This window comes from Leeuwenhoekiella sp. ZYFB001 (assembly GCF_011784865.1).
Classification (GTDB): domain Bacteria; phylum Bacteroidota; class Bacteroidia; order Flavobacteriales; family Flavobacteriaceae; genus Leeuwenhoekiella; species Leeuwenhoekiella palythoae.
In genome coordinates, this window is sequence record NZ_CP050460.1 from 2,290,347 (window position 1) to 2,313,356 (window position 23,010).

At 43.4% G+C, this 23,010-nt stretch carries 30 protein-coding genes; 22 read left to right on the forward strand and 8 right to left on the reverse strand.

The genetic code is table 11. The annotated features are described in order from the left end of the window. Positions 1-139: 139 nt before the first annotated feature. On the forward strand, positions 140-3,733 hold the full coding sequence (locus tag HCN54_RS09890; protein WP_167597657.1) for a metallophosphatase: 3,594 nt from the start codon (positions 140-142) through the stop codon (positions 3,731-3,733). Positions 3,734-4,412: 679 nt separating this feature from the next. On the opposite strand, the gene HCN54_RS09895 is transcribed toward HCN54_RS09890, so the two are convergent. Further along, entirely contained in the window at positions 4,413-5,219 is an 807-nt protein-coding gene (locus HCN54_RS09895; RefSeq protein ID WP_167597658.1) for a helix-turn-helix transcriptional regulator, read from the reverse strand. Between the two features lie 74 nt (positions 5,220-5,293). On the opposite strand from HCN54_RS09895, the gene HCN54_RS09900 reads away from it, so the two are divergent. The 14 genes from HCN54_RS09900 (at position 5,294) to HCN54_RS09960 (ending at position 13,101) form a co-directional block, all read left to right on the forward strand. Then, complete coding sequence (locus HCN54_RS09900; protein WP_167597659.1) at positions 5,294-5,512, forward strand: hypothetical protein; 219 nt, start codon at positions 5,294-5,296, stop codon at positions 5,510-5,512. 10 nt (positions 5,513-5,522) lie between these two features. After that, the gene (locus HCN54_RS09905; RefSeq protein WP_167597660.1) at positions 5,523-7,526 is read left to right on the forward strand and encodes a hypothetical protein; all 2,004 of its coding nucleotides are present in this window, start codon (positions 5,523-5,525) and stop codon (positions 7,524-7,526) included. Between the two features lie 2 nt (positions 7,527-7,528). Beyond that, entirely contained in the window at positions 7,529-8,458 is a 930-nt protein-coding gene (locus HCN54_RS09910) for an AAA family ATPase (protein ID WP_167597661.1), read from the forward strand. Then, positions 8,459-9,094 (forward strand): ATP-binding protein, encoded by a 636-nt coding sequence (locus tag HCN54_RS09915; RefSeq protein WP_167597662.1) that lies wholly within the window; start codon positions 8,459-8,461, stop codon positions 9,092-9,094. Continuing rightward, positions 9,091-9,402: a hypothetical protein gene (locus HCN54_RS09920; protein ID WP_167597663.1), complete on the forward strand. Its 312-nt coding sequence runs from the start codon at positions 9,091-9,093 to the stop codon at positions 9,400-9,402. Before HCN54_RS09915 ends, HCN54_RS09920 begins: the two co-directional genes overlap by 4 nt. Continuing rightward, on the forward strand, positions 9,399-9,638 hold the full coding sequence (locus HCN54_RS09925; protein ID WP_167597664.1) for a hypothetical protein: 240 nt from the start codon (positions 9,399-9,401) through the stop codon (positions 9,636-9,638). The genes HCN54_RS09920 and HCN54_RS09925 overlap by 4 nt, the downstream gene beginning before the upstream one ends. Next, positions 9,635-9,769 (forward strand): hypothetical protein, encoded by a 135-nt coding sequence (locus HCN54_RS17535; protein WP_262887885.1) that lies wholly within the window; start codon positions 9,635-9,637, stop codon positions 9,767-9,769. The genes HCN54_RS09925 and HCN54_RS17535 overlap by 4 nt, the downstream gene beginning before the upstream one ends. Continuing rightward, a complete protein-coding gene (locus HCN54_RS09930) occupies positions 9,729-9,998 on the forward strand; it encodes a hypothetical protein (RefSeq protein WP_167597665.1) in 270 nt (89 codons plus the stop codon). Before HCN54_RS17535 ends, HCN54_RS09930 begins: the two co-directional genes overlap by 41 nt. A 1-nt stretch (position 9,999) precedes the next feature. Further along, complete coding sequence (locus HCN54_RS09935) at positions 10,000-10,650, forward strand: DUF3164 family protein (RefSeq protein ID WP_167597666.1); 651 nt, start codon at positions 10,000-10,002, stop codon at positions 10,648-10,650. Positions 10,651-10,652: 2 nt separating this feature from the next. Continuing rightward, a complete protein-coding gene (locus HCN54_RS09940) occupies positions 10,653-10,838 on the forward strand; it encodes a hypothetical protein (RefSeq protein WP_167597667.1) in 186 nt (61 codons plus the stop codon). Positions 10,839-11,134: 296 nt separating this feature from the next. Next, positions 11,135-11,572, forward strand: a complete 438-nt coding sequence (locus HCN54_RS09945) for a hypothetical protein (protein ID WP_167597668.1) — start codon at positions 11,135-11,137, stop codon at positions 11,570-11,572. A gap of 145 nt (positions 11,573-11,717) precedes the next feature. Then, positions 11,718-12,332, forward strand: a complete 615-nt coding sequence (locus tag HCN54_RS09950; RefSeq protein WP_167597669.1) for a hypothetical protein — start codon at positions 11,718-11,720, stop codon at positions 12,330-12,332. Next, the gene (locus tag HCN54_RS09955; RefSeq protein ID WP_167597670.1) at positions 12,319-12,645 is read left to right on the forward strand and encodes a hypothetical protein; all 327 of its coding nucleotides are present in this window, start codon (positions 12,319-12,321) and stop codon (positions 12,643-12,645) included. Before HCN54_RS09950 ends, HCN54_RS09955 begins: the two co-directional genes overlap by 14 nt. Beyond that, complete coding sequence (locus HCN54_RS09960; protein ID WP_167597671.1) at positions 12,646-13,101, forward strand: hypothetical protein; 456 nt, start codon at positions 12,646-12,648, stop codon at positions 13,099-13,101. It abuts the gene before it with no gap. A gap of 4 nt (positions 13,102-13,105) precedes the next feature. Here HCN54_RS09960 and HCN54_RS09965 read toward each other — a convergent pair whose 3' ends face one another. Continuing rightward, positions 13,106-13,537, reverse strand: a complete 432-nt coding sequence (locus tag HCN54_RS09965; RefSeq protein WP_167597672.1) for a hypothetical protein — start codon at positions 13,535-13,537, stop codon at positions 13,106-13,108. A gap of 30 nt (positions 13,538-13,567) precedes the next feature. Here HCN54_RS09965 and HCN54_RS09970 point away from each other — a divergent pair, with 30 nt between their 5' ends. From HCN54_RS09970 to HCN54_RS10000, 7 genes are all read left to right on the forward strand, one after another. Continuing rightward, positions 13,568-14,035: a hypothetical protein gene (locus tag HCN54_RS09970; protein WP_167597673.1), complete on the forward strand. Its 468-nt coding sequence runs from the start codon at positions 13,568-13,570 to the stop codon at positions 14,033-14,035. 290 nt (positions 14,036-14,325) lie between these two features. Next, positions 14,326-14,799 (forward strand): hypothetical protein, encoded by a 474-nt coding sequence (locus HCN54_RS09975; RefSeq protein WP_167597674.1) that lies wholly within the window; start codon positions 14,326-14,328, stop codon positions 14,797-14,799. A 236-nt stretch (positions 14,800-15,035) separates the two neighbouring features. After that, on the forward strand, positions 15,036-15,257 hold the full coding sequence (locus HCN54_RS09980) for a hypothetical protein (protein WP_167597675.1): 222 nt from the start codon (positions 15,036-15,038) through the stop codon (positions 15,255-15,257). A 4-nt stretch (positions 15,258-15,261) separates the two neighbouring features. Next, positions 15,262-15,489, forward strand: a complete 228-nt coding sequence (locus tag HCN54_RS09985; protein WP_167597676.1) for a hypothetical protein — start codon at positions 15,262-15,264, stop codon at positions 15,487-15,489. A gap of 9 nt (positions 15,490-15,498) precedes the next feature. Further along, positions 15,499-16,059 (forward strand): DUF4468 domain-containing protein, encoded by a 561-nt coding sequence (locus HCN54_RS09990; protein WP_167597677.1) that lies wholly within the window; start codon positions 15,499-15,501, stop codon positions 16,057-16,059. Positions 16,060-16,071: 12 nt separating this feature from the next. Further along, positions 16,072-16,437, forward strand: coding sequence for a hypothetical protein (locus HCN54_RS09995; RefSeq protein WP_167597678.1), 366 nt, complete (start codon positions 16,072-16,074; stop codon positions 16,435-16,437). Between the two features lie 79 nt (positions 16,438-16,516). Continuing rightward, on the forward strand, positions 16,517-16,840 hold the full coding sequence (locus tag HCN54_RS10000) for a hypothetical protein (protein ID WP_167597679.1): 324 nt from the start codon (positions 16,517-16,519) through the stop codon (positions 16,838-16,840). On the opposite strand, the gene HCN54_RS10005 is transcribed toward HCN54_RS10000, so the two are convergent. The 6 genes from HCN54_RS10005 to HCN54_RS10030 all read right to left on the reverse strand — a co-directional run bounded on the left by HCN54_RS10005 (position 16,826) and on the right by HCN54_RS10030 (position 22,943). After that, positions 16,826-17,266 carry a hypothetical protein gene (locus tag HCN54_RS10005; protein ID WP_167597680.1) on the reverse strand — a complete coding sequence of 147 codons (441 nt, stop codon included), beginning with the start codon at positions 17,264-17,266 and terminating at the stop codon, positions 16,826-16,828. The two genes, HCN54_RS10000 and HCN54_RS10005, sit on opposite strands and share 15 nt — an antisense overlap. Continuing rightward, positions 17,263-17,772: a phage virion morphogenesis protein gene (locus tag HCN54_RS10010; protein WP_167597681.1), complete on the reverse strand. Its 510-nt coding sequence runs from the start codon at positions 17,770-17,772 to the stop codon at positions 17,263-17,265. Before HCN54_RS10010 ends, HCN54_RS10005 begins: the two co-directional genes overlap by 4 nt. 130 nt (positions 17,773-17,902) lie before the next feature. Then, on the reverse strand, positions 17,903-20,560 hold the full coding sequence (locus HCN54_RS10015; RefSeq protein WP_167597682.1) for a DUF935 family protein: 2,658 nt from the start codon (positions 20,558-20,560) through the stop codon (positions 17,903-17,905). 27 nt (positions 20,561-20,587) lie between these two features. Continuing rightward, positions 20,588-20,995 carry a phage protein Gp36 family protein gene (locus HCN54_RS10020; protein WP_167597683.1) on the reverse strand — a complete coding sequence of 136 codons (408 nt, stop codon included), beginning with the start codon at positions 20,993-20,995 and terminating at the stop codon, positions 20,588-20,590. Continuing rightward, complete coding sequence (locus HCN54_RS10025; RefSeq protein WP_167597684.1) at positions 20,989-22,494, reverse strand: hypothetical protein; 1,506 nt, start codon at positions 22,492-22,494, stop codon at positions 20,989-20,991. The genes HCN54_RS10020 and HCN54_RS10025 overlap by 7 nt, the downstream gene beginning before the upstream one ends. Beyond that, a complete protein-coding gene (locus tag HCN54_RS10030; RefSeq protein WP_167597685.1) occupies positions 22,494-22,943 on the reverse strand; it encodes a YfeC-like transcriptional regulator in 450 nt (149 codons plus the stop codon). The genes HCN54_RS10025 and HCN54_RS10030 overlap by 1 nt, the downstream gene beginning before the upstream one ends. Positions 22,944-23,010 lie beyond the last annotated feature (67 nt).

Below are 23,010 nucleotides of genomic sequence, written 5' to 3' on the forward strand. Positions count from 1 at the left end.
GCCGGACTTCTTCAATTTGTTTCGATACTAAAGCCTCAAAATCTCTTAACACTTATTTAAAACCGTGTTATAGAGGGTTAAAAAAGATTTCGCATTAACATATTTAGCATAATTTGATCCCTTAAACTTAATAACCTCTATGAATCACCAATACGCGTTTATTAGATCAATTTTTCAAGTTCGCTTTTTTTTATTACTAGTTTTAGTGCTTCCTGCGCTACAGACATTTGCACAGGATAAAGAAATAGAACAAACTTTTTATTTTACCGGAAACACCGGAGACGCTCCTAATGCCACTACAACTTCGGTTTTAGAAGCCATTACTACGATGTCTCAAAAGGATGCGAAAGCCACTTTTGTAGCTATCGGAAATATCACCCAACAAGGTTATCCGCCAAAAAAGAAAGACCGTAAGGAGGTGGAAACGTTCTTGCAGCAAGAACTGATGCAACCGCTGGAAGCTTTTAACGGAAACGTGATACTAATGCCGGGAAACAACGAATGGAATAAAAACGGTCACGAAAATCTGGACGATCTTGAATCTTTTATTCAAGACAACACCGAGATCGAATTCTGGCCCAATGACGGTTGTCCGCGCGAGATCGAAAATCTTGAGATGGACAATGTTGAGTTATTGATGATCGACTCGCAATGGTTTCTTGAAGACTGGGACGATCATTTGTATCTAAATAATAAATGTGACATCAAGACACGGGACGACTTTTTTGCAAAGTTTAAGGACGACCTTAAAGACGAGCAAAACAAAACCGTGATTGTTGCGGTGCATCATTCCATATTGACCTTGTCTCAACAGAATTTTATAGAGAACATAGGCGGTTTGACCGTTGAAGACTACTACAGTACGCTAAGACAAAAATATGCAGGCACGCTGGAAACACTAGCGAGTCAGTTTCCTGATGTGATCTTTGTTTCGGCGAGTGATCGCAACTTACAGTATGTATTTGATGATGGAATTCCGCAGATCATCAGTGGGGCAGCTTCAGAAAAACTTGACGGAGTGCGCAAAGCGAAAGACGGTCAGTTTGCGTCTAAAGCGCACGGTTTTGCCCGACTTACCGTTTATAAAGACCGAAGCTCGGTAGTCGAATTTTATGAAACAGACAACGGTACCCCTAAAAAGCTTTTTGAAAAAGAAATTCGGCGCCAGCAACCCAAACCTCAAGACATTAATAGTCCGGACATCAGCGGTATGGGTAGTACAAAGAAGGCTTCGATCTATACTAAAGAAGAAACAGATAAAAGCGGGATGTACCGGTTTTTATGGGGTGACCACTATCGCGATATTTATAGTAAAGAAATTGAAGCACCTGTACTTGATCTTTCAAAACTTCCGGGTAACGTTCACGCGATCTCTGAAGGCGGAGGAAATCAGTCGCGCTCGCTACGTCTGATTGACGATAACGAACACGAGTATACGGCACGCGAACTGCGTAAAAGTGCTGTGCGCTTTATTCAGTCTAAGATCACAGATCACTACGTACGTGATTTTATGGAAAATACTATTGCAGAAGATATCGTTCAAGATTTTTATACCACCGCGCAACCTTATGCGCCGTTTGCTTTGAATCCTATTTTTGACAGTCTTGATATATACAACGCGCAACCTAAAATCTATTACCTGCCGAAGCAAAAACAGTTAGGCATATATAATGAAGACTACGGCGACAAACTTTATATGTACGAGGCGCACGCGGGCGATGAAAACAAATCTTTTGAACGCTTTGGCGACGCAGATGACATCATAAGCACTAAGGATCTTTTGGCAGAAATACAAGATTCTAAAAAACACCAAGTGGATGAAGCTAATTTTCTAAAAGTACGCCTAATGGATTTTGCCGTGGGTGATTATGACCGACATTATGATCAGTGGCGTTGGTCTGCTTTTGAGCAGGAAGACGGTACCACGTTATACAAAACCATTCGCCGGGATCGTGATCAGGCGTTTCCTAAGTATGACGGACTCGTTTTAGGTTTGCTAAAGGTAGCGTTGATTGATTTTCGTTCTATGGAAAAGTATGACGAAGACGTAAACAGCGTTAAATGGATGAGTAGGTATGCATATCCGCTAGATCAGGCCTTCTTAAAAAGCCTCACTTGGGAAGATTGGGAACAACAAGTTCAGTTTATTCAAGAGCGACTTACCGATGAAACCATCGCTACTGCTTTTGCTAGCCTACCAGAAGCAGCGCAAGACCAAAGTACAGCAGCGATACAAAAGAATCTAAAAGCGCGTCGCGATAATTTAATGGATATTGCCCGCCGCTATTACGAGTATTTGATGCGTCATCAGATTCTGTTAGGAACCGGCGATAAAGATGAGTTTGTGATTACGCGTCAAGCTGATGGTAAAACCAGAATTAGACTGACTACCGAAGATGACCGCAGTTTTGAACGTACGTACGATAAAGTGCTTACCAAAGAGATCTGGATTTACGGGCTGGATGATGACGATACTTTTAAAGTAACCGGTGATGGCAATCAGTACATTCCGATTAAGATTTTAGGAGGAGAAAACAACGACGTTTATGATTTTGAAAATACCCGTGCGGTAAAAGCTTACGATTATAAAAGCAAGAACAATACGTTTGTAAATTCGGGTACGCGAAAATGGTTGGTTGACAGTTATGACATCAACACTTATAATGATGCCTCTCGTAAACTGGATGCCTTCTCTACCCTACCCGCGATCAATTACGATCAGGATACCGGTTTTTCTGCAGGTTTAAGTGGAACTTACACCACCTACGGCCTAGCAAATAATCCGTTTTCAACACAACAAACCTTGACCGCAAAATATTTTGCAGCTACACACGGTATTGAGTTGAAGTATTCAGGGGAATTTGCGCACGCTTTTTACAAATGGAATTTTGGTCTTGACGCACGCTACACCACGCCTAATTATGCGATCAACTTCTTTGGGACCGGAAACGAAACCACCTATGATCGAGATGCAGTAGATCGAGACTTTAACCGGGTACGCATCAGTCAGTGGAGTGTAAATCCGTCATTGATCTATCGCGAAGATCGCGTGCAATTGCGCTTTGGACCTACGGTCGAATCTTTAAACACCTCCTATTCCGGAAGTGGTGTTACCGGCGATACTAACGTTTTTGCAGCAGGTGATAATGTTTTCAATACGCAGTATTATGCAGGAGCAGAAGCAGCATTTCAATACAAAAATAAAAGTGGTGCTATTGCTTTCATCAGAAGAGGATTTCAGTTTGATTTGGTGACCGGATACAAAACCAATATCGATGAATACGATAACGAATTTGCTTATGTCAACCCGACCCTTTCGGTGGACTATCCCCTGCACCCTAGCGGAATGGCCGTTCTTGCTACTAAGATTGGTGCTGAGATGAACATTGGCGACACCTATGAATTCTATCACGCAGCTACTTTAGGTGGAAACAACAGCTTACGTGGTTTTAGAAATGAACGCTTTAACGGTAAAACGGCTTTTTATCAAAGTACCGATTTACGTGTAGGTATTGCCGAATTAACCACAAGTTTTATCCCGCTGCGTTTAGGCGTTTCTGCCGGATTTGATTATGGTCGTGTTTGGGTACCTAATGAAGATTCTGAACAATGGCATAACAGTTATGGTGGGTCTGTATTCTTAAACGGCTTTAAAGCGCTTACAGCCAATTTAGGCTATTACCGAAGTACCGAAAGCGATCGTGTGTTATTCACACTCGGATGGAAATTCTAAAACGCTGACACAATAACATAAAGAAACCGTGTTCCCCCGCACGGTTTTTTTATGCCCTCGATTTTCGATGGAAAAATTCCGTTAATACGGATTTTTTCCTTTTATAACAGTTCAAGATTTGCGTACTTTGCACTTATGTATAGGGGGTAAAACAAATAGTACAATATAAAAAAGGTCGAAAAAAGGTCATTAAAGCCCGTGTTTACAATAGATGCGGGCTTTTTCTATGCTTTTAAGTGAACTCAACGAATTGTACAAAAGGTTTAATTTTAGTTTAAGGTTGCTTTAAGCCTATTAAAAGTCTCAGAGCTAAAATACTCAAAAGGTTTAATATACCGCCATTTCTAGGGCTTAGACGTCGTTAATCGCTGCTGCAAGAGACTATATAATGCAGAAAATTACGCTCCTTCTTGTTTTATGCTTATACCTGCCCGTTACCCTTGAAAACTGCTTAAAATGGTTAGGTTTGCCGTTAGGATTGCCAATAGGATTGCCAAAAAAAGGCAAAATTTGATTAGTTTATAGGTGCTAATTGCATCAAAAAGCAGATTAAAACCCATTTATAGCATTATTCAAGGGGGGATAATACCAAATAAATTTATAATGAAAATCAAAAAAACACCCATTTTACGGGGCTTCAGTGTAGTTTCACTGTGTGAAAGCTTGAGATTTTAAGGTATTATTTGTTGATTTTAGGCATTGTAGTCTCAACATGCATTAAACGAGCCTCAAGATCATTCACCCGGTCATACATATCTGCGGGGTCTTGGAAGTCATAGATAAACGCAGTCTTGAGCGTCCATACCTCCAAAATATCTTCGGGCTTTATGGGGTAGCTTGGGTACTCGCGTCTGTTGTCTGACTTTAGATAGAGATTATTATATTTTTTAATACGGTTTAAACAGCGTTTAACCACGATACCGTCTTCCTTTGAAACGATAATGTATATCTGATTGTCTTTGATATCATCCTCCCAGTTCTCACACCACTCACCCACGGCAAGTGCGCCTGAGTGAATCGTAGGGAACATACTGTGCCCTTTTACTTCAAATATGCGAAAGGTACCATTGTTAAGTGTGGGTAAACGATAGCTAGGCAAGCTTTCTAAAAATTCAGGATCGCCAAAGCCGTCCAAGTATCCTGCTTGAGCAGGCACCGGTACCATTATAATATTCTCATCACCTTCAGGAGACACACTGATCACTTTAGGCATCTGCCCATTAGTATAATATGGGGCAGGTACTTCTTCATTAACCTGACCCACCTCAATGTTCTTTTTTATATCACCCAGACCAGAAAAGAACCAAGCTGGATTGACATCTTTATATGTATTGAGAAATCTCAATACATTATCCTCTGTAAGACCACTTGATTGATTTAAAATTCCATTAGATATACCTGTATCTCTATAGAACTGAGCCTTTTTAATCCCTTTTGTGTCAAGGTAATCAATGATTCGCTTCTTGAAAGTTGAAATTTCTCTCATATTTATTATGAAATTAGAGATATCTCTATTATATTTGCTTAGAAATATCACAGAATACCACAAATATAACATAAATGGAAAGCGCGAACACTATAGAATACCGTAAAAGCTTAAAGGCTAAACTAAAATGGGGTGATATGACTAAGATCGCGAAACTGGCCGAGGTTGATCTTATGACAGTAGATCGATGGTTTAAGAATAAAACTAATAATGCTGCAATTGAACCTGCTGCCAATGCTCTTTTAGAAGCGAGAAGCAAAAAAATGCAAGAAGCACTAAAAAACATCATATAAGCCCATTTAGATGATCACGAGCGATAACATATACGAGTACTACAACGGCAACCAACTTGGGGTTAATCAAGATGTCTTCCTTGAGCTTGGTTTACTTACGTACCATCAATTTCAGCATTGGTGCAGCAAAGAACGAGCAAAACTCAACCGCCTCCGCACAGCTGGAAGAGGTCGCACCGGTCTTATCGCGTGGTCGAGTATTCCTGATGAATTTTTGGCCAAGATCAAAGCAGTATTTGGAGACCCTTACCGTAAAGACGATGTCGACTCCTTTGTTAGCAGACTTAACAATGACGACAAAGCCGCGGTTTTCTTTATGAAAGCCGGCCTTTCACCCCAAAAAGAGTATCAGCACTATATCGAGGCGCAGATACTTAACCTTTACGGTGAGTTGCTCCAAGAAATAGAGGTTAAAGCGGCTCGCAACACTTCATTTAAAAAGACTCAAGGTAAGCGCGAACTTGCCAAGGTTATTGCTGAACTAAAAACGCTTAAGCGTGAAGATGGCAAGGCTAAATTTCCTCATAAATTACCAAGCAACCCTCGCAGCCTTGAGCGTCGCTATAAAGAATATGCAGAACAGGGCTATGAGCGCCTGATCCACGCCGGTACCGGTAACACCAACACCCAAAAAATTAAAGGTGCCCTTGCAGACTGGCTACTCGCTAAGTACTGCCTCCCACACAAGCCTAGTATTACAGACTTGCACCTTGAATACGATGCCTATCGTATCGCTAAGAAGTGGCCTTCACTTCACGAAGACGCCATTTATAAGTGGCTTCATAAACCGGAACAGAAAAAGGTTTGGGTATTAGCCCGCCACGGCAAAGATGAGTATGTGCGTCAGTTTGGTCACAAGACTACACGCGATAAGAGCGATTATTTCCCTTATGCATATTTAACCATTGACGGCTCCAAGCTTGACTGGATTCACTTTAAAGAAGGCGCGCCTTACTCAATGGGTGCAGATATCAAAGTCAACCTCATATTTGACGTGTATAGCGAGAAAATTGTAGGTCACGACTTTAGCCTTACCGAAGACCACCAGTCACATTTCCGCGCTTTTAAAATGGCTTTGCAGGAGACACAATGCAAGCCTGCGCTGTTAACCTATGATAACCAAAGTGGTCACAAAATGAAAGCGGTTCAAGAACTGTATAGCAATATTGTGACGGCTAATGGTGGTCAGCATTATGCCCACCGCGCTTATGAGCACGGTTCACCCGCTGAGCAGCTTATAGGTCGCTTTCAGCAGCAGTTTCTCAACAAGTGGTGGTTTTCAGATAAGCAAGCTATCACAGCACTTAAAGCAGACAGTCGCCCAAATATGGAGTTTGTTAAGCGTCACCGCGAAAAGCTCAAGACTATTGACGAGCTGCGCGAGGTGTTTGCCTATTCAGTTGAAAAATGGAATAATGCAGCCCACCCAAAACTAAAAGTAAGCCGCAACGAGGCCGCTACTCACGAGCAAACCTTTGCTTTAGATAAGATTAGCCCGCTTGATATGGTGCAGTTGTTTTGGGTTACTTCAACTAACACTAACACCTACAATCGTGACGGTATACGCCTTACAGTAGGTAAAGAACGCTATCACTTTGAAGTCTACACGGCAGACGGCCACGTTGATCTTGATTTCCGCGATAATTATACCGGTTGCAAATTCTTTGTACAGTATGATCCTGATCAGCTTGACAATTATGTGCGCCTATACTTAAGACTGCCTAACGGCGAAAGTAAATACATCGCAGACGCCGAGCCTGTCAAGAGCATTAAGAGCATCCCTTTACTTATGGATGATCAAGATCACGGGCGCGTACATAAAATGATAGGCACCCGCGATAAAGACGTCGAGCGCGTTCAGGCAGAGCTTGAAGCATTACGCCAGCGCACCAACATCACTGAAGAATCACTAATCGAAGACCAGGAACTTGAGATGAAGTTCAGAGGCCGCCAGCCAAAGCAGTCTCGTGCAATGGCAGAAGCCGGCGCAGGTTCTTGGCTTAATAAAATATAACTATGGTACCACAATCAGCAGAAGCAGTTGCCCATCATAAAGACCCTCGTGTCAAAACCAAAAATAAAAGCCGTATAAGCAATGCAGCTAAGAGCACCATTGTTAATGAGGTCGCTAAGGCTGCAAGCTTAACCAGTCAAAGGTCTGTAGCGATTAAGGCAATGGTGAGTACGGCAACCATTAGCCAGATGATCGCCGGCAATTGGGGCTTGATTAGCGACGATATGTTTCGCAAGGTTCAGGGCAATCTCAGCATTGAGCTAGACTGGAAGATCGCTATGACGGCAAACCTTAATGAAGCTTATAAATACTGCCACGCTGCCCGTATGCAAGGGCTTGCGCTTCTCATTAGTGATAATGCCGGCAAGGGTAAATCAAATGGCTATAAGTTCTATGCGCGCCGCAATGAGAATGTGATGCACGTAGAATGCAAAGCCAGCTGGACTAAAAAAACCTTTGTACGCCACTTGCTCCTTGCTATGGGTGTTCAACCTATAGGAACCACCGAACAAATGCTGGAGAAATGGAACGATCAAATCATTAGATGGGCAAAACCGTTGCTTATTCTTGATCAGGCTGATAAACTGAAAGACCCGCAGCTCGATATGTTTATGGAGTTCTACAACGACCACGAAGGGCACTTGGGGATCATCCTGAGCGGCGTGCAAGCCTTGCGCAAGCGTATTGAACGCGGTATTCAACACTCAAAAACGGGGTATGACGAACTATACAGTCGTGTAGGACGCCGCCACATAGAGCTTGACCCTATCAATCGCGACGATGTTGCAGCTGTTTGCCGCGCCAATGGTGTAGACGACGAGGAAGACATCACATTCATTTATGACACGTTTGGGGGCGATTTTAGGCGCGTAAGACGTGAAATCAAGAGAATACACCTAGCGAGACAAGAACAGCCGGAATTGAGTGAATAAATGGCAAAAATTAAACGTGCAGTCTCGGTTGACGAGCTGCTAAAGAAAAAATTTAAAACGCTCCCCCTTGAGGGGCGGTTCAAAGAATTAATAGGAACACCAGAGCGCTCCGGCAGTTGGTTTCTTTTTGGAAACTCAGGAGAAGGTAAAACCACATTTCTAATGCAATTAGCAAAATACCTCACACAGTTTGAAAAGGTCGAGTATAACTCGCTTGAAGAGGGTGCGCGTATGTCTATGCAGGAGGCAATTAAAGAAAACCGAATGCAAGAGTGCCGCCGCGGCAGCTTCAAAGTATTAGACAAGTTGACTATAGACGAGATCAGAGAGCGCCAGTCGCGCCACAAAAGCGCAGGCATTGTAATTATTGACTCGGTACAGTACGCCTTTCTTGACAAGCGGGGCTACAAGGCGCTGCAAAAGGCTTGCCCTAACACCTTGTTTATATGGAACAGCCACGCTGAAGGCAAGCAACCTATGGGCAGCCTTGCAAAAGCCATAATGTACGATGCCGATGTAAAGCTGCATTGTGTAGGCTTTAGAGTGTTTGCAAAAAGTAGAATGAACCGCGGGCAGCTTTCTAAACCATACACCGTATGGGAAGAGGGCGCAAAGCAATACCACGATATCTTATGAAAGCAATAAACGAACTATTAAAAGAAACGCCGCAGGAGTATGAGCTAACGCTTTTCTCGCTTTGGCTAGAGTGGTGCCAGAAAAAAGCCCACAATCAAGAGCAGCTGCAAATGTTGCTGAGTAATAACGCACTCTTTACGTGGTGGCGTGAGAACCTGCGCACTTTTGAGCGCTATTTCGCAGACGATGTAAGCAGCTACAATGGCAATCTCGATCGTGATACGCTTAAAGATATCTACCGCGATTATACCAGCGTGATCCACAAGCACTACAGCAAAGTATTAATTAAAAAAGCATTGGCAATATGAACGCACACCAATTATACGATCGCAATGACCTGATCACTGGGGTACTTAAGGCAACACGCGAAAGCGCTTACTTCTCAGTTAGTCAACGCACCTGCCTGCATCAGCATCGCGCCGCAGTAATGCACGCACTTGATGATATCAATTCGGGTGACACAGGGAGCGCAACACCCCTATACGAACTACCGGCACACCTTGAGCGTATTGTACTGCGTGTGCGAATGGATTTTAAGATATGAGTGGGTACCACGACCGCGCGATCAGCGCAATGATACAAGCCTATTTGGCACGAGAGAAATGGAACGAATTAAGCAAACAAGATTATGACAATGGAGACACCAACACAGCACGAGATCGACGAGAACATTAGAAATTTTCAGAGAGACCTAGACAAGATTCTATCTGAGCCGTATACGCTCAACATTGAGCACTTGGAGGAAGGGCTTCCTTATAAAGCCAATGTTTACACCCGGGAAACCATAGACACTACCCAAATTGATCTACTGGAAGACCACGCAGACAACTGGAACCTTAAACTCACCTTCTCGGCTACAGACACCGGGAGACTATCAATAAACTTTAAAATCATAGAAGACTAAGATGAATACAACACAGGACACCACCGCAGAATTAACCGAAGAGCAACTGGAGGCTAAACTAAAAGAATTGCGCGCCAAAAAAGCCAAAGCCGCAGAACGCGAAAAGAAAGAATACGAGCGCAAGCGCGATGAGACTATTAACCTCATTATGAAATTAGCGCTTCAAACCAATGAATATTTGGTAGAGCTTAAAAACTTATGTCATAACCGTATGGAGGAGCAGGCAGAACTGCTTAACAATTACGGTCAGATGCGTAGCAATAGTAAAGGTGGTTTCAGTATCACTAACGAAGCTGGTGATTATCGCATAACCCGCCGCAGGGATACAGAACCAATTTGGGACGAGCGTAGTATAAAAGCTCAGGAACTAATTCGAGAGTTTTTAGGCGAAACTATCAAAAAGCGTGATTTAAAAACTTACGAGATCTTAATGTCTTTCCTTCAGAAAAATGAAAAGGGAGAGCTTGAGTATGCCCGGGTAATGATCCTCCTGCAACACGAAGCTAAGTACGACGATCCGCGCTGGGTTGAAGGGCTCCGTTTGATCAAAGAGAGTTACAGCAACCACCTTAAAGGGTTTGGTTATGAGGTCAAGCGAAAAGGCGCAGACGGCAAATGGCAAACGGTTAACCTTCAATTTTCAAGTATCTAATTATGGGAGTAACAATTGAGCCAACGGTAAACGCAGACACCTACTGGGTAAACTCTAAAGAGGTGTATCAAGATAGTAACGGCAACTGGATCGCAAAAGAAGAGCTTACACCTTCTGAAACCAATGCCTTTAAATGCTACATAGGTCGCAAGATCAAGCTAAAAAATCGCCCTGTCACTAGGGATTAAAAGAGAGGTGCCGACACCCAAAAGCCGCTGTCACGGTTGATGCGCTGTCACTGCCGCTCCTGCTGAGCCCTTGAAAATTATTAGGCAGGAATACCGGTCAATGTGTGCCACCAGTAAAGTCATAGCACTAAGCGACAGAACGACCGCCCTCGTGAGCGAGATCACGAAAACCGATAAGGCTGGTGTAATAGACAGTATTTGCTGAGCATCTATTCCCGGGGTTCGACTCCCCGGCTTATCACAAAATAATCTATAAAGGTTATAAAAGCAATTATAACCTCATTAAGGTATAATCTATGAAAGCCAATAAAAAGCAAAAGCAGCTCATACACGTTAACGCGCCTAACCGCGATACCAAAGAAGAATGGGTGCAATGGGCAACGGGTGACAATGACAAGATCAGTACCAATGATCTCACCTATGCGCAAGCCAACGCCATTTTAAAACAAATGGGGCTTAAACCGGTGCCAATGGCTACCGCAGACCTTGCCAGTACGTGGGGCAAATTTGATAAAAACAACCAGCGCCACAAAGCCATCTTAAGCTTGCTTATACAAATCAAATGGACAACAGATCACCCGCGCTTTGGTCGTGTGGCAGATATCACCCGTTTTGGGGCTTGGCTGCAAAGCGATCGCGCACCGGTGCGCAAGCCGCTGCTCAAGATGCATCCCGAAGAGGTAAGCAAGATCATTAACGCCCTTGAGGGCATTTTAAAAAGTCTGTATAAATGAAACCGCAGCCTTTTGAAACCGTCTGCGAGCATCCTTTAGAAGCCCGCTACATACGCGTAGTAAACCTAAGCGCCACATGTGAGACCACCATAACCGCGTGCCGCCAATGCGGAACAGATATAACAGAACCAAAAACAGATTGTATATGACACCAGAGCAACATGATAAAATTCAAAAAGTTTACGAACTCGTTAAGCGAGGCGTTTCCGGTGAAAAGGGGGCGGCACAGGCTGCACTTGATCGCTTGATGAAGAAATACAACCTAAGCGCCGAGCAGATTCAAAATATAACCTTCAAAGAATACCGCTTCAAATACGCTCAAAACACCGAGTTAATGCTATTTGGCACCCTGTTTAAGTACTTCTTTCCAGACAGGCAGATGAAAGCAAGCCGAGACACTTGGGATGTTAGAGAAATTGCCATTAAGCTAGAATATATTGATTGGGTAACGCTTGAGTGTGCCTATGAGTACTTTAGAAAACATATGCGCGGCGAATACCGACGCCTCGTTACTCCCAAGCTTAAGCGGTACCGAAAGCCGGCTAATAAAAAACGAGCCCGTGAAAAGCTTGACAAGATCTTCTTTTCAAATTATGTGATCGCCTCAAAGCTTTATCGTGAAGGTGACCTCAAGCAAATTGATCCCTTTGAGCTAAGCGAAAAAGAACGCCGCGACCGTGAAGCGCTTGAAGGCGTAAAAGGAGGCGAATTCAATACCCAAGTAACAACCGGTTTATACTTAGAAAATGCATCCAGTTAAAATCAAACAAAAACCAGAGCATTACCTCGTCATGGAGCAGGTACTGCACATGGGACAAACGCCAGATACAACGACCCGCATAGGCAAAGCAGCGGCGGCCATATTACAAAAGGTACTCGTGCGAGTAGCAAAGAAAGCAATTGAAGCCCGTATGTCACCAAATGACAAGCCTAAATCGCTTGAACTCGCCTACTACGAGGCAGACGCCATCGAAAGACATTTGCGCATAAACCGGGGCTTATTTCGCGCCGGTACTTATGAATACAACGCGGTGGTTAGCATCGCACACGAACTGGATCAAAAATTACAATAAATGGAACAAGTAACAACTTACACCGTAAAGGGCGATAGCCTTTCCGTTTTATGGGAGTTTAAATACGATTTAAAAGGCAATTTAATCAGCTTTCAAATTCAGGATAAACCGCTCTCAACAAAACAAATCACTTGGTTATTTAAAGAGGGTAACTTCCCGGAGACCGAGGCGATTATGAAAAGCGTCTGGCTCAAGGCTAAAAAGTCGGTCTTTGAAATCATCATAGGTGAGCCTGATCTAAGCTTTGACGCGTTTTACAATGCCTACGATCATAAGGTAAAAAAGAGCCAATCACAGGCCTCTTGGAAGCGCCTTTCTAAAAAAGACAAAATAGCCGCCTTAGGTCACATCCCAACCTATGACAAGTTTTTAGCACGTAAACGCTACAACAAAGCCGCCCCCAGCGTGTACCTCAATCAGCGCTATTGGGAAGATAACCACGGAAGTATTCACTAAAAAACTATTTGCTGCTACGTTTTTTGAATTCTTTGCGCATCGAAATAGTTGCAATAATAGCTGAATGAATTGTGAATGGTAAAAAGAAAAATAAAATCATTGCTTCTAATGGTAATGACTTAATTGACACTTGAATCACAGACATTAAACCTAAAACCAAAATCTCAAGGGTAACGGCCTTGAAGCAATGTTTTAATGCCTTCTGCTTTTTCAGTTTACCAAACGAAAAATATGAATGGCTTGGAAGTAAAAACAGTAGACCACCGCTAATGCTTAATGCAAAGCAATAACAAATTTCAAGTACAAGATCAGAACGTTTTAGAATCTCAGGATAAAAAGCTCCAAAATAGGAATACCAGAATGGCATCATAACCATAAATACTAAGATTGATTTAAGTCCTTCTTCCGCGTCCTTGATGTCTTTAAAGCTTATCATATTTAAATTTTAACAAATAAAACAAAAAAAATGAAAATAGTATATATCGCACACCCCATAGGCGGCAACGTCGTACGTAATCTAGAAGCACTTGCAAAAGTGATACGTCAAATTAACCTAGCAGAACCTGAGGTGGTACCGCTTGCGCCGTATTACGCAGACGTGCTGGCACTTGATGACAACAACCCGGCTAAACGTGCCAGAGGTTTAGAAAACGGGCGCTGCGTGCTTAAAAGCGGCGCCATACGTGAAGTATGGTTATATGGTGACGGTGTGTCTCCCGGGATGCTTGGCGAAATACGCCTCGCTGAAGCTTTAGGTTTGCCCATCTTACCTAAAACTCAAGGCACGAAAACCGCTTATAATGCTTTATTAGCAGGTGGCGCACTTGATACACCGGTGCGCGGTGAAAGCTGCTGCATAAAGAGCTGTGATGAACCGGTATACAACTTGAAATATTGCTTTCATCACTGGAACATTGCAAACGAAGATTGCTAATTAATCCTAAGCATCTAAAAGGTTGTAAATAAAAACAACGAGGACTATACCGAAAATAATTTTTAAAAAAACACTAATTATTTTAGTGTCCTCTTCAATTTGCTCCTTTGTCTTCCCTTCGCGTTTTACAAATGAGGGTCCCAACCATCTCACGACGAAAAAAGCAATAACGAGATATAAAATGTATATAAGAAATTCTTTATTCATTGGTACTTATAATTTATTAGAAACAATGTAAACCTCAATAATTAATTTTTAAAAGTTTACATTTAAAAAGAAAATGACACCCAATGACTGAAGATAAGAATAAATATAAACTAGATAATTGTAAAGAGCGTAAGACTTTAGCTTGGCAAGGATTATTCTATAGCACACAACGAATCGATTTATTAATTATTTCAATTTCTGGAGCTGGTATTTATGCCTGTCTAGAGACTTTGAAATATTTACAAAATCCAATGTATTCTAACGTCTGTTCGAACTGGTTGCTCAAAGCCGCTGGAATAGCACTTCTATTAGCTATAATAACAAATTTTGTGTCTCAATCTTTTGGACAAAAAGCTAATTATGAAGATTGGCTTATGAGCGATTATGATTTGGATAATATATATAATCCTTGTGATGAATCTGAAAAAAAAATACAGCATCACGACACAAGAGCAGAACTGTTTTCTGGTTGGACACGACGCTGCAATTACGCAAGTATGGCATTAATGGCCATCGGTTTAACACTACTTATCTTAACGTATCTTATTTTCTTCTAGGTGGTCGCTCTACTCCTTTACCGGGAGGATTATTTCGAGTATCAGGTCTAGGATTCCCAGTATTTGGTTTGGAAGGTGGCCCTTGAGGTTTTGATGGTCTTGGATGGTTCGGTCTGTCTTGTTTAGCCATAATGTGATTAAATATTTATTAATAATACACAATATACTCAATGTTAAGGAAATCTGTAATACTTGTTTTTCAGATTGTTGTATCTTTCTAACTTAAACTTAGGATTATGAAAAATTATATTGTGTTCTTCTTAAAGTCTGACGGAACGAGTGATTCAACATCAGCAGACTATATAACATTAAAAGACTTTGATAGCTTTCCTACTAAGAGCGAAATGATAAAGTCTGCCATTGAAAAGATTGGTAGCCCAAATGGAAGAGTTCGGTTTAAAGGGATATCTGGAATAATAGAGGTTTCTGAGGAAGAATTAAATAACTGGAAACAATAAAATTATGGCTAAAAATTTATATGATTTAGAATTGCACGAGCAGACAAATATTTTTTCAGACAAGCAAAGAGCAGTTGACTGTTTGCGAGTTCCGGGGGGATGGGTTTACATTACTTATACATACGACCCAGAAATCAACGAACAACCCGTTAGCTCAGTTTTTGTTCCATACAATGGAGAATTTAAAGACAAGAAAAGAACCGTTAAATGGAGTGATCCAAGTATCCATTAAGATCAAGCAATGAAAATACTACTACTCCTACTATTCATTTCAACAGCTTCGTTTGCACAAACATGGCATGTAACCCCTGAGGGTTTTAAATATGGTGATGAAGACTATCAAGTAGCCGAGTTTAAAGACGCTTCAGCGGCTGTATTATATGACCGTGTATTGGCTTATTTGCACCGGCAATATAAAAACCCGGATGCTGCACTAAGTACCATTGAAGACACTCAAATTACAGTTAATGGTTTTGAAGCTAACGCGGTACCACGATCTAAAGGCGGTAATGTATTTGATTTAGATTATACCTATACCATTCGCTTTAAAGACGGCAAAGTGCGTATAGACGCTCCTTCTCTTGAGATGACTACCTTAAGAACCTCAGATTATAAACGTCTTGACTTGGTAACCAATGACACCGGAGGTTTTTTAACTGGCAACTATGGTATATATAAAAATGGGAAACTTAAAAGCGAACTTGCAAAAGAAACCTTAGAGACCTTATTCTCTTTTCGGTTTATAGGGCTACTCTCCGCTGCTTTAAATGAGTCTCCAGTTACTGAAAGTAGCGACTGGTAAATAACCTGTAGTATGAAAAAATTGATTAGAGATAATAAAGCTAAGAACGCAATTCTCAAGCATCTAAATAAGACAGATCGTTTGGAGTCAGAAGGAATTTGGCAATTATCAGAAATTCTAAATAAAGATATTGATTTGCTGTTTAAGGTGTCTATCGATTTGGTGAAAGACGAATATACTACAGAAATGAATACTACCACTAGAACAGGTGATTCAAAACTTATAACAATAACTAGAAAAGGCAAATTGCATATTAAAGATGGAGGTTACCCTTCATCTGGATGGGAATTTATTTGGGAAGTAGCAAAAAAGAATAGAGATTTTATCATTGCCGTTGTTGCAATTATCATAAGTATTCTTAGTTATTTTAAAGAATAGCGACTGGTAATAACCTGTTAAAAACACCCATTGCTAACGGCTTGCTTATTATATAGCAAGCCGTTATTTTTGTTACTAGATGAAAGGGCAATACTCACTTTACGATAATCTTATTTTTCAGCCTATTGAGCCGGCGCACAGCAAGCCCAATCTAGCGCGCCGTGCTGACGCTATCGCCCATAGGTACTATTATTATGGTTCTATATGCCGTATGCTGTATGAAGATTGCCTACATCACTTACACCTTGAATTCTTCCTTGAGCCAGACACGATCTACAACGAACTCAAAAAACGAACTGCCCTGGTTAATCGCCTCGTTGATGCGCGTACACCGGTTGCAGAGCTGCGCAAGCAATACCCGCATTTTGACTGGTCTGGGCGCGTGAATTTACCCGGCGTCTAGCGCAGAGCTGTCTCGGTATTGCGTTGTGAAAACCAACTCCAGCACTGTAAATTGATCAGGTCGTTTTTGTTTACGTTTACCCACACACTCCAGCGTGTTAATCTGCCCATTGCTCCAACCTTGCAAAGCTTGATAGACAGCCTCTTCGACATCATAATAAAATAAGCTTTTTTCGCGTGCAGCTTCAGGAGTGACGGCATTGGTGTTACCCCTCCAGTCTAGGCATATTGCAACAGTGATCTGGGCGTTACATTCCTGTATTTTTACATTCAAATTTTGCCGCCGGGGTTCTTGAATGTCTATCAGCGTCGCAGGGAACAGAATAGGCGGTTTCTCATAATTCATTTGCCCCTTGTCTTCATCTGCCCATTTGATAACGTCAAGGGCTTGCAGGCGGTCTGTTAGGTCTATAAATAGCGTTTTCATCGATTGTTGTAAAATGCCGTAAGGCGGTTAATAATAGCTTGATTGAGATACTTAGAATTGCCGGCAAATTGACGCTTGGGCATCTTGTAGTCTACTTTGCGCGTATGTTCTTTGATCTGTACCCGTTTACCTTTACCCATAAAATTGGTATTGGTATAGCCACGCACGTTTTGCACGCCACGCACCCGCAAGCCTTCATTATGAATGCGGGCATACGGTACCTTAACATTTCCAGCTGAGATCACCACGCGGTTGGCGTTAACTTGAGTGGGTCTTATAGATGCCTGTAAATTTCCGGTTCTGGTGAGTATTCTCCCGTTACCGCGTGTCTTTTTTGCGGCATACTTTGGGTTGAGTTGCTCCCAAGGCACACCATCCCACTCTTGTTTATCAAAACGCTCTTTAAAGAACTCCGTCGCCGTTTCAGATACAATCACCGGTACCGCAGTATCAAAACGATGCTCGAACTTTGAAAACCAGTTATTTAATTGCTGTTTGTAATCCATTTAATGTATCTTTGTACTGTTATGATGGCGGTAAAGGAAGGGCTGCGCACAGGTAAGCAGCTGCAACGGCTGATAAAGACGGCGTCAGAAATAACATCCTGTAAGACCTTGCCCTCGCTTTCGCGGGGGCTTATCTTTTTATAAGCAGTCCACGCCGGGCTTTACTGATCACACTTTCCTTTTCTGCGATCTCATACCAGCTGATCAGTTTTAGACTTCCGTTATCCATCTTAACAACGATCTGTATAGCCACATCCTGATAATACTTGATATACGTATAGGCGGTGAGCTTTTCTTCAGTAAGCCACACCTCCTCGGCCTCCTTAAGCCCTTCACTTAGCGCGTTAAGCAATGTCGTACGATGTGCGCGCTTTTTACGAGCATCTTGGGTATGACGATCAAAGTCTTTTTTACCAACGCTTACCGGCCTGTTATGATAGTCACGCAATACCTTTTCGCCTTCCAGCTCTTCTAAGGCTTCCCAAAATGCCACCGCCGTATCTTCGTATTGTGGAGCAATACCTATTGCTCTGTTTTTCATCGTAATAAAGTCAAGCAGGTCAAAATCTTCAGCGCCTAGTTTGCGTAATGTGAAATCGGGGTCTTTACTAAAGTTCTTCAGGTACCTTTGATTCTCAGCAAATACAAACTTTCTCTTCGCCCGGTTAACGCCAAAACCGCTTTTGGTCTCCCGCTCAAATTTGGGCGAGTCGATATAAGCCATTGCACGCGCCCGGTCTGCATCAACTTTAGATAGATCAACCTCGTGTTTCATACGCGGCAGGATATAGCAGCGGCAGTTCCAGCCATTAGGCGGGAATAGCTTATCCCAAATAGGATCATTTGCCGGTAGCGTTACACCTTCCAGCGCAGCATGTTCCGGACGCACGAGATTGTCACCAGCTGTTTTATACTGCCAATACGGGAAAATATCGGTTTGCTTGATCAAGCGGTAATAATTCGCTGAAGCTTCACCGGTTAACTGCGCCGTGTTGTACTCGGTCTCGAGGTAGTCTTTACGCGATTTATCCAAGAATTGTTTACCCAGCTGGTAGAACTCTTCAAAGCTTGTTGCGCGGCGAAAAAGCGCGTTGAGCTGCTGCACTTCCCAAAGGGTTTTGGCTCCGCTAAATCTAAACAGGTTTTGCTCAAATGCAGTGAGTAATCCCGGATCATCAACTCCATAGACAAATCCGGGAGCGTCTGTGAGGTTGATTTTGTTTCCGTCAATCCAGCCGGTTCTAAGTCCGTTAATGAGCTTATCTGCTGTACTGTTAAACAGCTCACCATCGAAGACGGTATTGCCACCACGATTCCAGAACCTACGTAAATAATCGTCATAGTTAAAGTCGTCTTTAAAGTTTAGATCAAGCGTGTGGATGTGTCCAGCTGCCCCGGTCGTCTCCGCCGGGGCTTTTGAAAAAAAAGGCAAAAAGCGTCTGAGCCAGCGCATCAAAGCGCTATCAAGTTGCTCCTTGGTTTCCTCTTCAGAAAGGGAAAGGTTCACCCGATCGGGATCTTCTTTTTTGTTAGCCTTTTTTGCCCCGGGTTTCGGTTCCGGTACCGGTGGCTTTTGTTCCTTCTGCTGAGCCTTAAGGCTATCGTAATTCTCAGGCTTTGGCACGTCAAAAGTCTCGTAAAAGAAATCGTCGTCAATGGGCAGTCCTAACTCCTTGCGCATCGACTTGTACATCTCATAGCTTTCCTTAACTGTGAGTTCCTGACTTTCGCCCTGAATGATAAAACGACCACCTTGAGTATCAAACCCGGCACTTTGCAGGATGCGTATAAAACGTGAGTTTAACACCCGTCTAACGTAGTTTAAATCGGTCTCGTGCTTGCTTTCGTCCTGCTCCTGATGGGTTTTACTTTGAGCATAGCCAGAGCTGGAGCTGCTCTCGGTAGTCTCGGTGGTGCCAATTAAAGCCTTTGATATTTCGCCATTGAGAAAGCGCAAAAAGTTACCGTGTGCATCGCCCGTGGCATTGACGTTATTCTCTTTGATGTCGATGGTGGTTCCATCGGGTCGTATGATGGTACCGCCTGCGCCAATCTCTTGTAAAGCTTGCTGAAGCTGCACGCGTTGCTTCTCGTCAAACCCATTCCACATCGCATCGATCAAAGGATTCCCAAACGTCTGGATAAAGGCCGCATAGTCGCCCAGTCCGCCACGCTTTAAAATAGCGTACGGCGAGGCTTTCATATACAGTCCTAAATCTTTGATCTTACCGACCTCCATAATGGTTTTGGCATAAATACCCTCGCGAATGTTAACGCCCTCCTCGCTGTAGCTGTCATAACTCAGTATACCATTCTCAGGGCGGTAATTGAGACGCGGCAAAAGTCCGGCGTCCATTTCCCAGCTGCCGTCCTGATCTTGCCAGAAGGTAGGCTCCATCATAGAATAGCCCCAAAACTTTGCGTTCATAATCTCATCGAGCAGGTCGTCAAAACCAACGGAGTCAATTAGATCATTAACCGCATCAACCGGCGTCCCTTCCTTATCTACAAATTGCCAGTTGGCTGCTTTGATAGGATCGCGACGCTTTCCAGTCACCGCCTCGACGTGACCGTCAAGGTCAACATCGGCATAGAGGTTATACAATAAGCTGCGCCGTGGGATTTGAGATTCTGCGCTTTGAATTGCGCGCCTCCAGTTAGGTATGTCTTGCTCAGTACGATTGTAAGGTCGTACCTCGATCTTATGCAATACGATCTGATCAGGAGCGCCAGCCGGTTTGGTAACCTTTGTCTTGGTTATTCGTTTATTAGATACTTTTCGTGCCATTTAAATTCGTTTTAATCGGTGTTTAAATTACCAGCGGGTATTGCGCTTAGGTGCGCTGCTAACGTGAAATAGTTGGTCTGCGCTTTCTTCAATTGCAGGCGGCCAGTTGCGCGGTACCACCTTGCCACTTTGTATGTCTTTTAACCAACTTATAGCCTCATCGCGGCGTGTCTTGCGAAGCTCCATATCGGTTGCCGGATTTGCCAATACAATAAAGTGCCAAGCGGCAAGGTCTTTAATAATCACAAGCAGCATGTCATCCCGCGCGTCGTCTTCACGCGCAAAAAGCGTATCTACATCGTAGCGGCTGAGATAGCCCATAGCCTGAGCCTCAGCGGCAGCCATTGCGTCGTTAAGTATGTCCTCGTCGCCACGATCTACCGCATTGAGTATTTCGGCATATAAGTGGCTTTTAAAATCGTCACGTGTTACCATCGTTTATTGTTTGTGCGCCTTCCGGCATTAGTTTGTATTTGGCTGGTGTCTGCGCCTACTTTAGAATTCACACTCCAAACGGCACCCTCTACCGCATCGGGGCCATCATCGTGTGCCCGGCTCGTGGGTGAAAGCGCAAGGAACTGATCCTCCATATTTTTCATGTGGTCAGACTTCTTGAGCTTCTCGTTAAACCAGAGTTTCTCATTTCGGTTAAGGGGTTCGAGTAAGGATTCAATCCTAAAGAACTTATCAGGCTTGACCCGTGGGTCTGCCATTAAAGGCAGGGTAAGCTTGTGACGTTTGTTTGCCTTTATGATCTCCAGCTTTAGGCTGTCATCAATAGAAGGCCACTCAATGAGAAAATACACCGGTACCTTACCGTTTACCAGCTTAATAATCTCATACTGCCAGTCGAGCATATCTGCGGTACTGGTCTGCGCGCAAAAGACTTTAACCACGTGGTACTCGTCACCATAACGGCCTACCAATGCCGTGGCTTTGTAGTCGTTCTTTTTACCGCCCTTATACGAGGGATCGGTATAGGCCACAAGGAACCGGTACCGGTTAAGCGGCATCATTTTTTTATAGTGCAGGTTTTCAAAAACCTTCCCTTTGGTTATCGGGTTATTGAAGTATTCGCCCTGAGCTGAGATGTATGAAATTTTACTCAATACCCGGTCGATCATTGCCTCGGTGTTTTTTTGAGGCCAAGTAGATTTGCCGTTCTTATCGCGTATGTTGATCACCTCGGCATAGTCGGCTATTTCCATTGCCTTTTTGATACAACAATGCTCGGCTATGATGTTACCGCAGAAAATAACCAAGAGCGGGTTTGAGATCGATCGCGTCGCATAGAATGCACGTTCTAACCAATCCCACTTCTTATCTACGGTGTCCGGGTTTCGGCAATCCTCGTCAGTGTCAAAGTCATCAACGAGCAGCACGTCTGGTCGTACGGCGTCGTTACGCGTACCCCGTGGCGACTGACCGGCACCAATGGCGCGGAAGGCAACACCTTTGCGGGTGATAAACTCATTATCTGCCCAGCTGCCGTGCTTCATTTGCATCCCGTAATCATTGATGATCCGGTTATTCTTTTCGAGCAGTACCTTATAGGGTCGTAAAAGCCGTTCGGCGTTGTCTTTAGAGTTACTGGTAAGTACGACGTTTTTCTTCTTACCGGTAAGGGTAAGCTTGAGCACTTCCATCATTGTACGTCCAGACTTTGACAGCTCCCGCGACCACGCGCGCACCTCATAGAATTCTGCATTGCTCATCACCCGCTTAGTGGCCTTGCGGTGAAAAGGAGCAGGCTCTGAGGTATAGAAATTAGAGAAGTAATATTTAAACCACGCCTCGTCATCGGTCTCCAGTTCTGCAACCCGTTTCCGTTTTTCGCGCTCGGTTTCATTAGAATGTACCGGCGCATCCCGGTTCATATCCTGTACAAACTCATCCCAATCAAACTCCGCCTTTTTTTCTGCTGCTGTACGCATTACTTCATTTTTGATTTGATAAACACATCAGCCAGCGCAGTGACTTCTTTGGCCTTCTCAAAGTCGTCCTCCCGGATGTGGTTGATAAAGTCCTTCATTACCTCAATGGTGTCAGCCAGCGAGGTTTCGGTTTCTAATTGGCGTACGGCTCCGGTAAGCTTGATCAGGGTGTCTGCCTCTTTAGAATTGGCAAAGCGCTGTCCCTTCTCTTTGGCCATTATAAAGTCGTTGAGTTCGGTGATTTGGCAGTATAGGCGGTGCAGCTCATTCTCTTTAGTAATGATCACACTTGCCCGTAGTGATTCCCAGCCTTCCTCTTTTACCCACTTATTCATTGTCACGGCAGAAACCCCAACCCGGTCGGCGAGTTCCTTTTGTACGGTTACACCTTCTACAGTATAGAGCAGCTTGGCGTAGTCCTTTTTGCGCTGTATGGCTTCTTTTTTCATAGGCCAAAGGTGCAAGCATCCACGCCAAAAAAGAATTTGTCTTTTGTAGCGCCATCTCTTGCAGGGG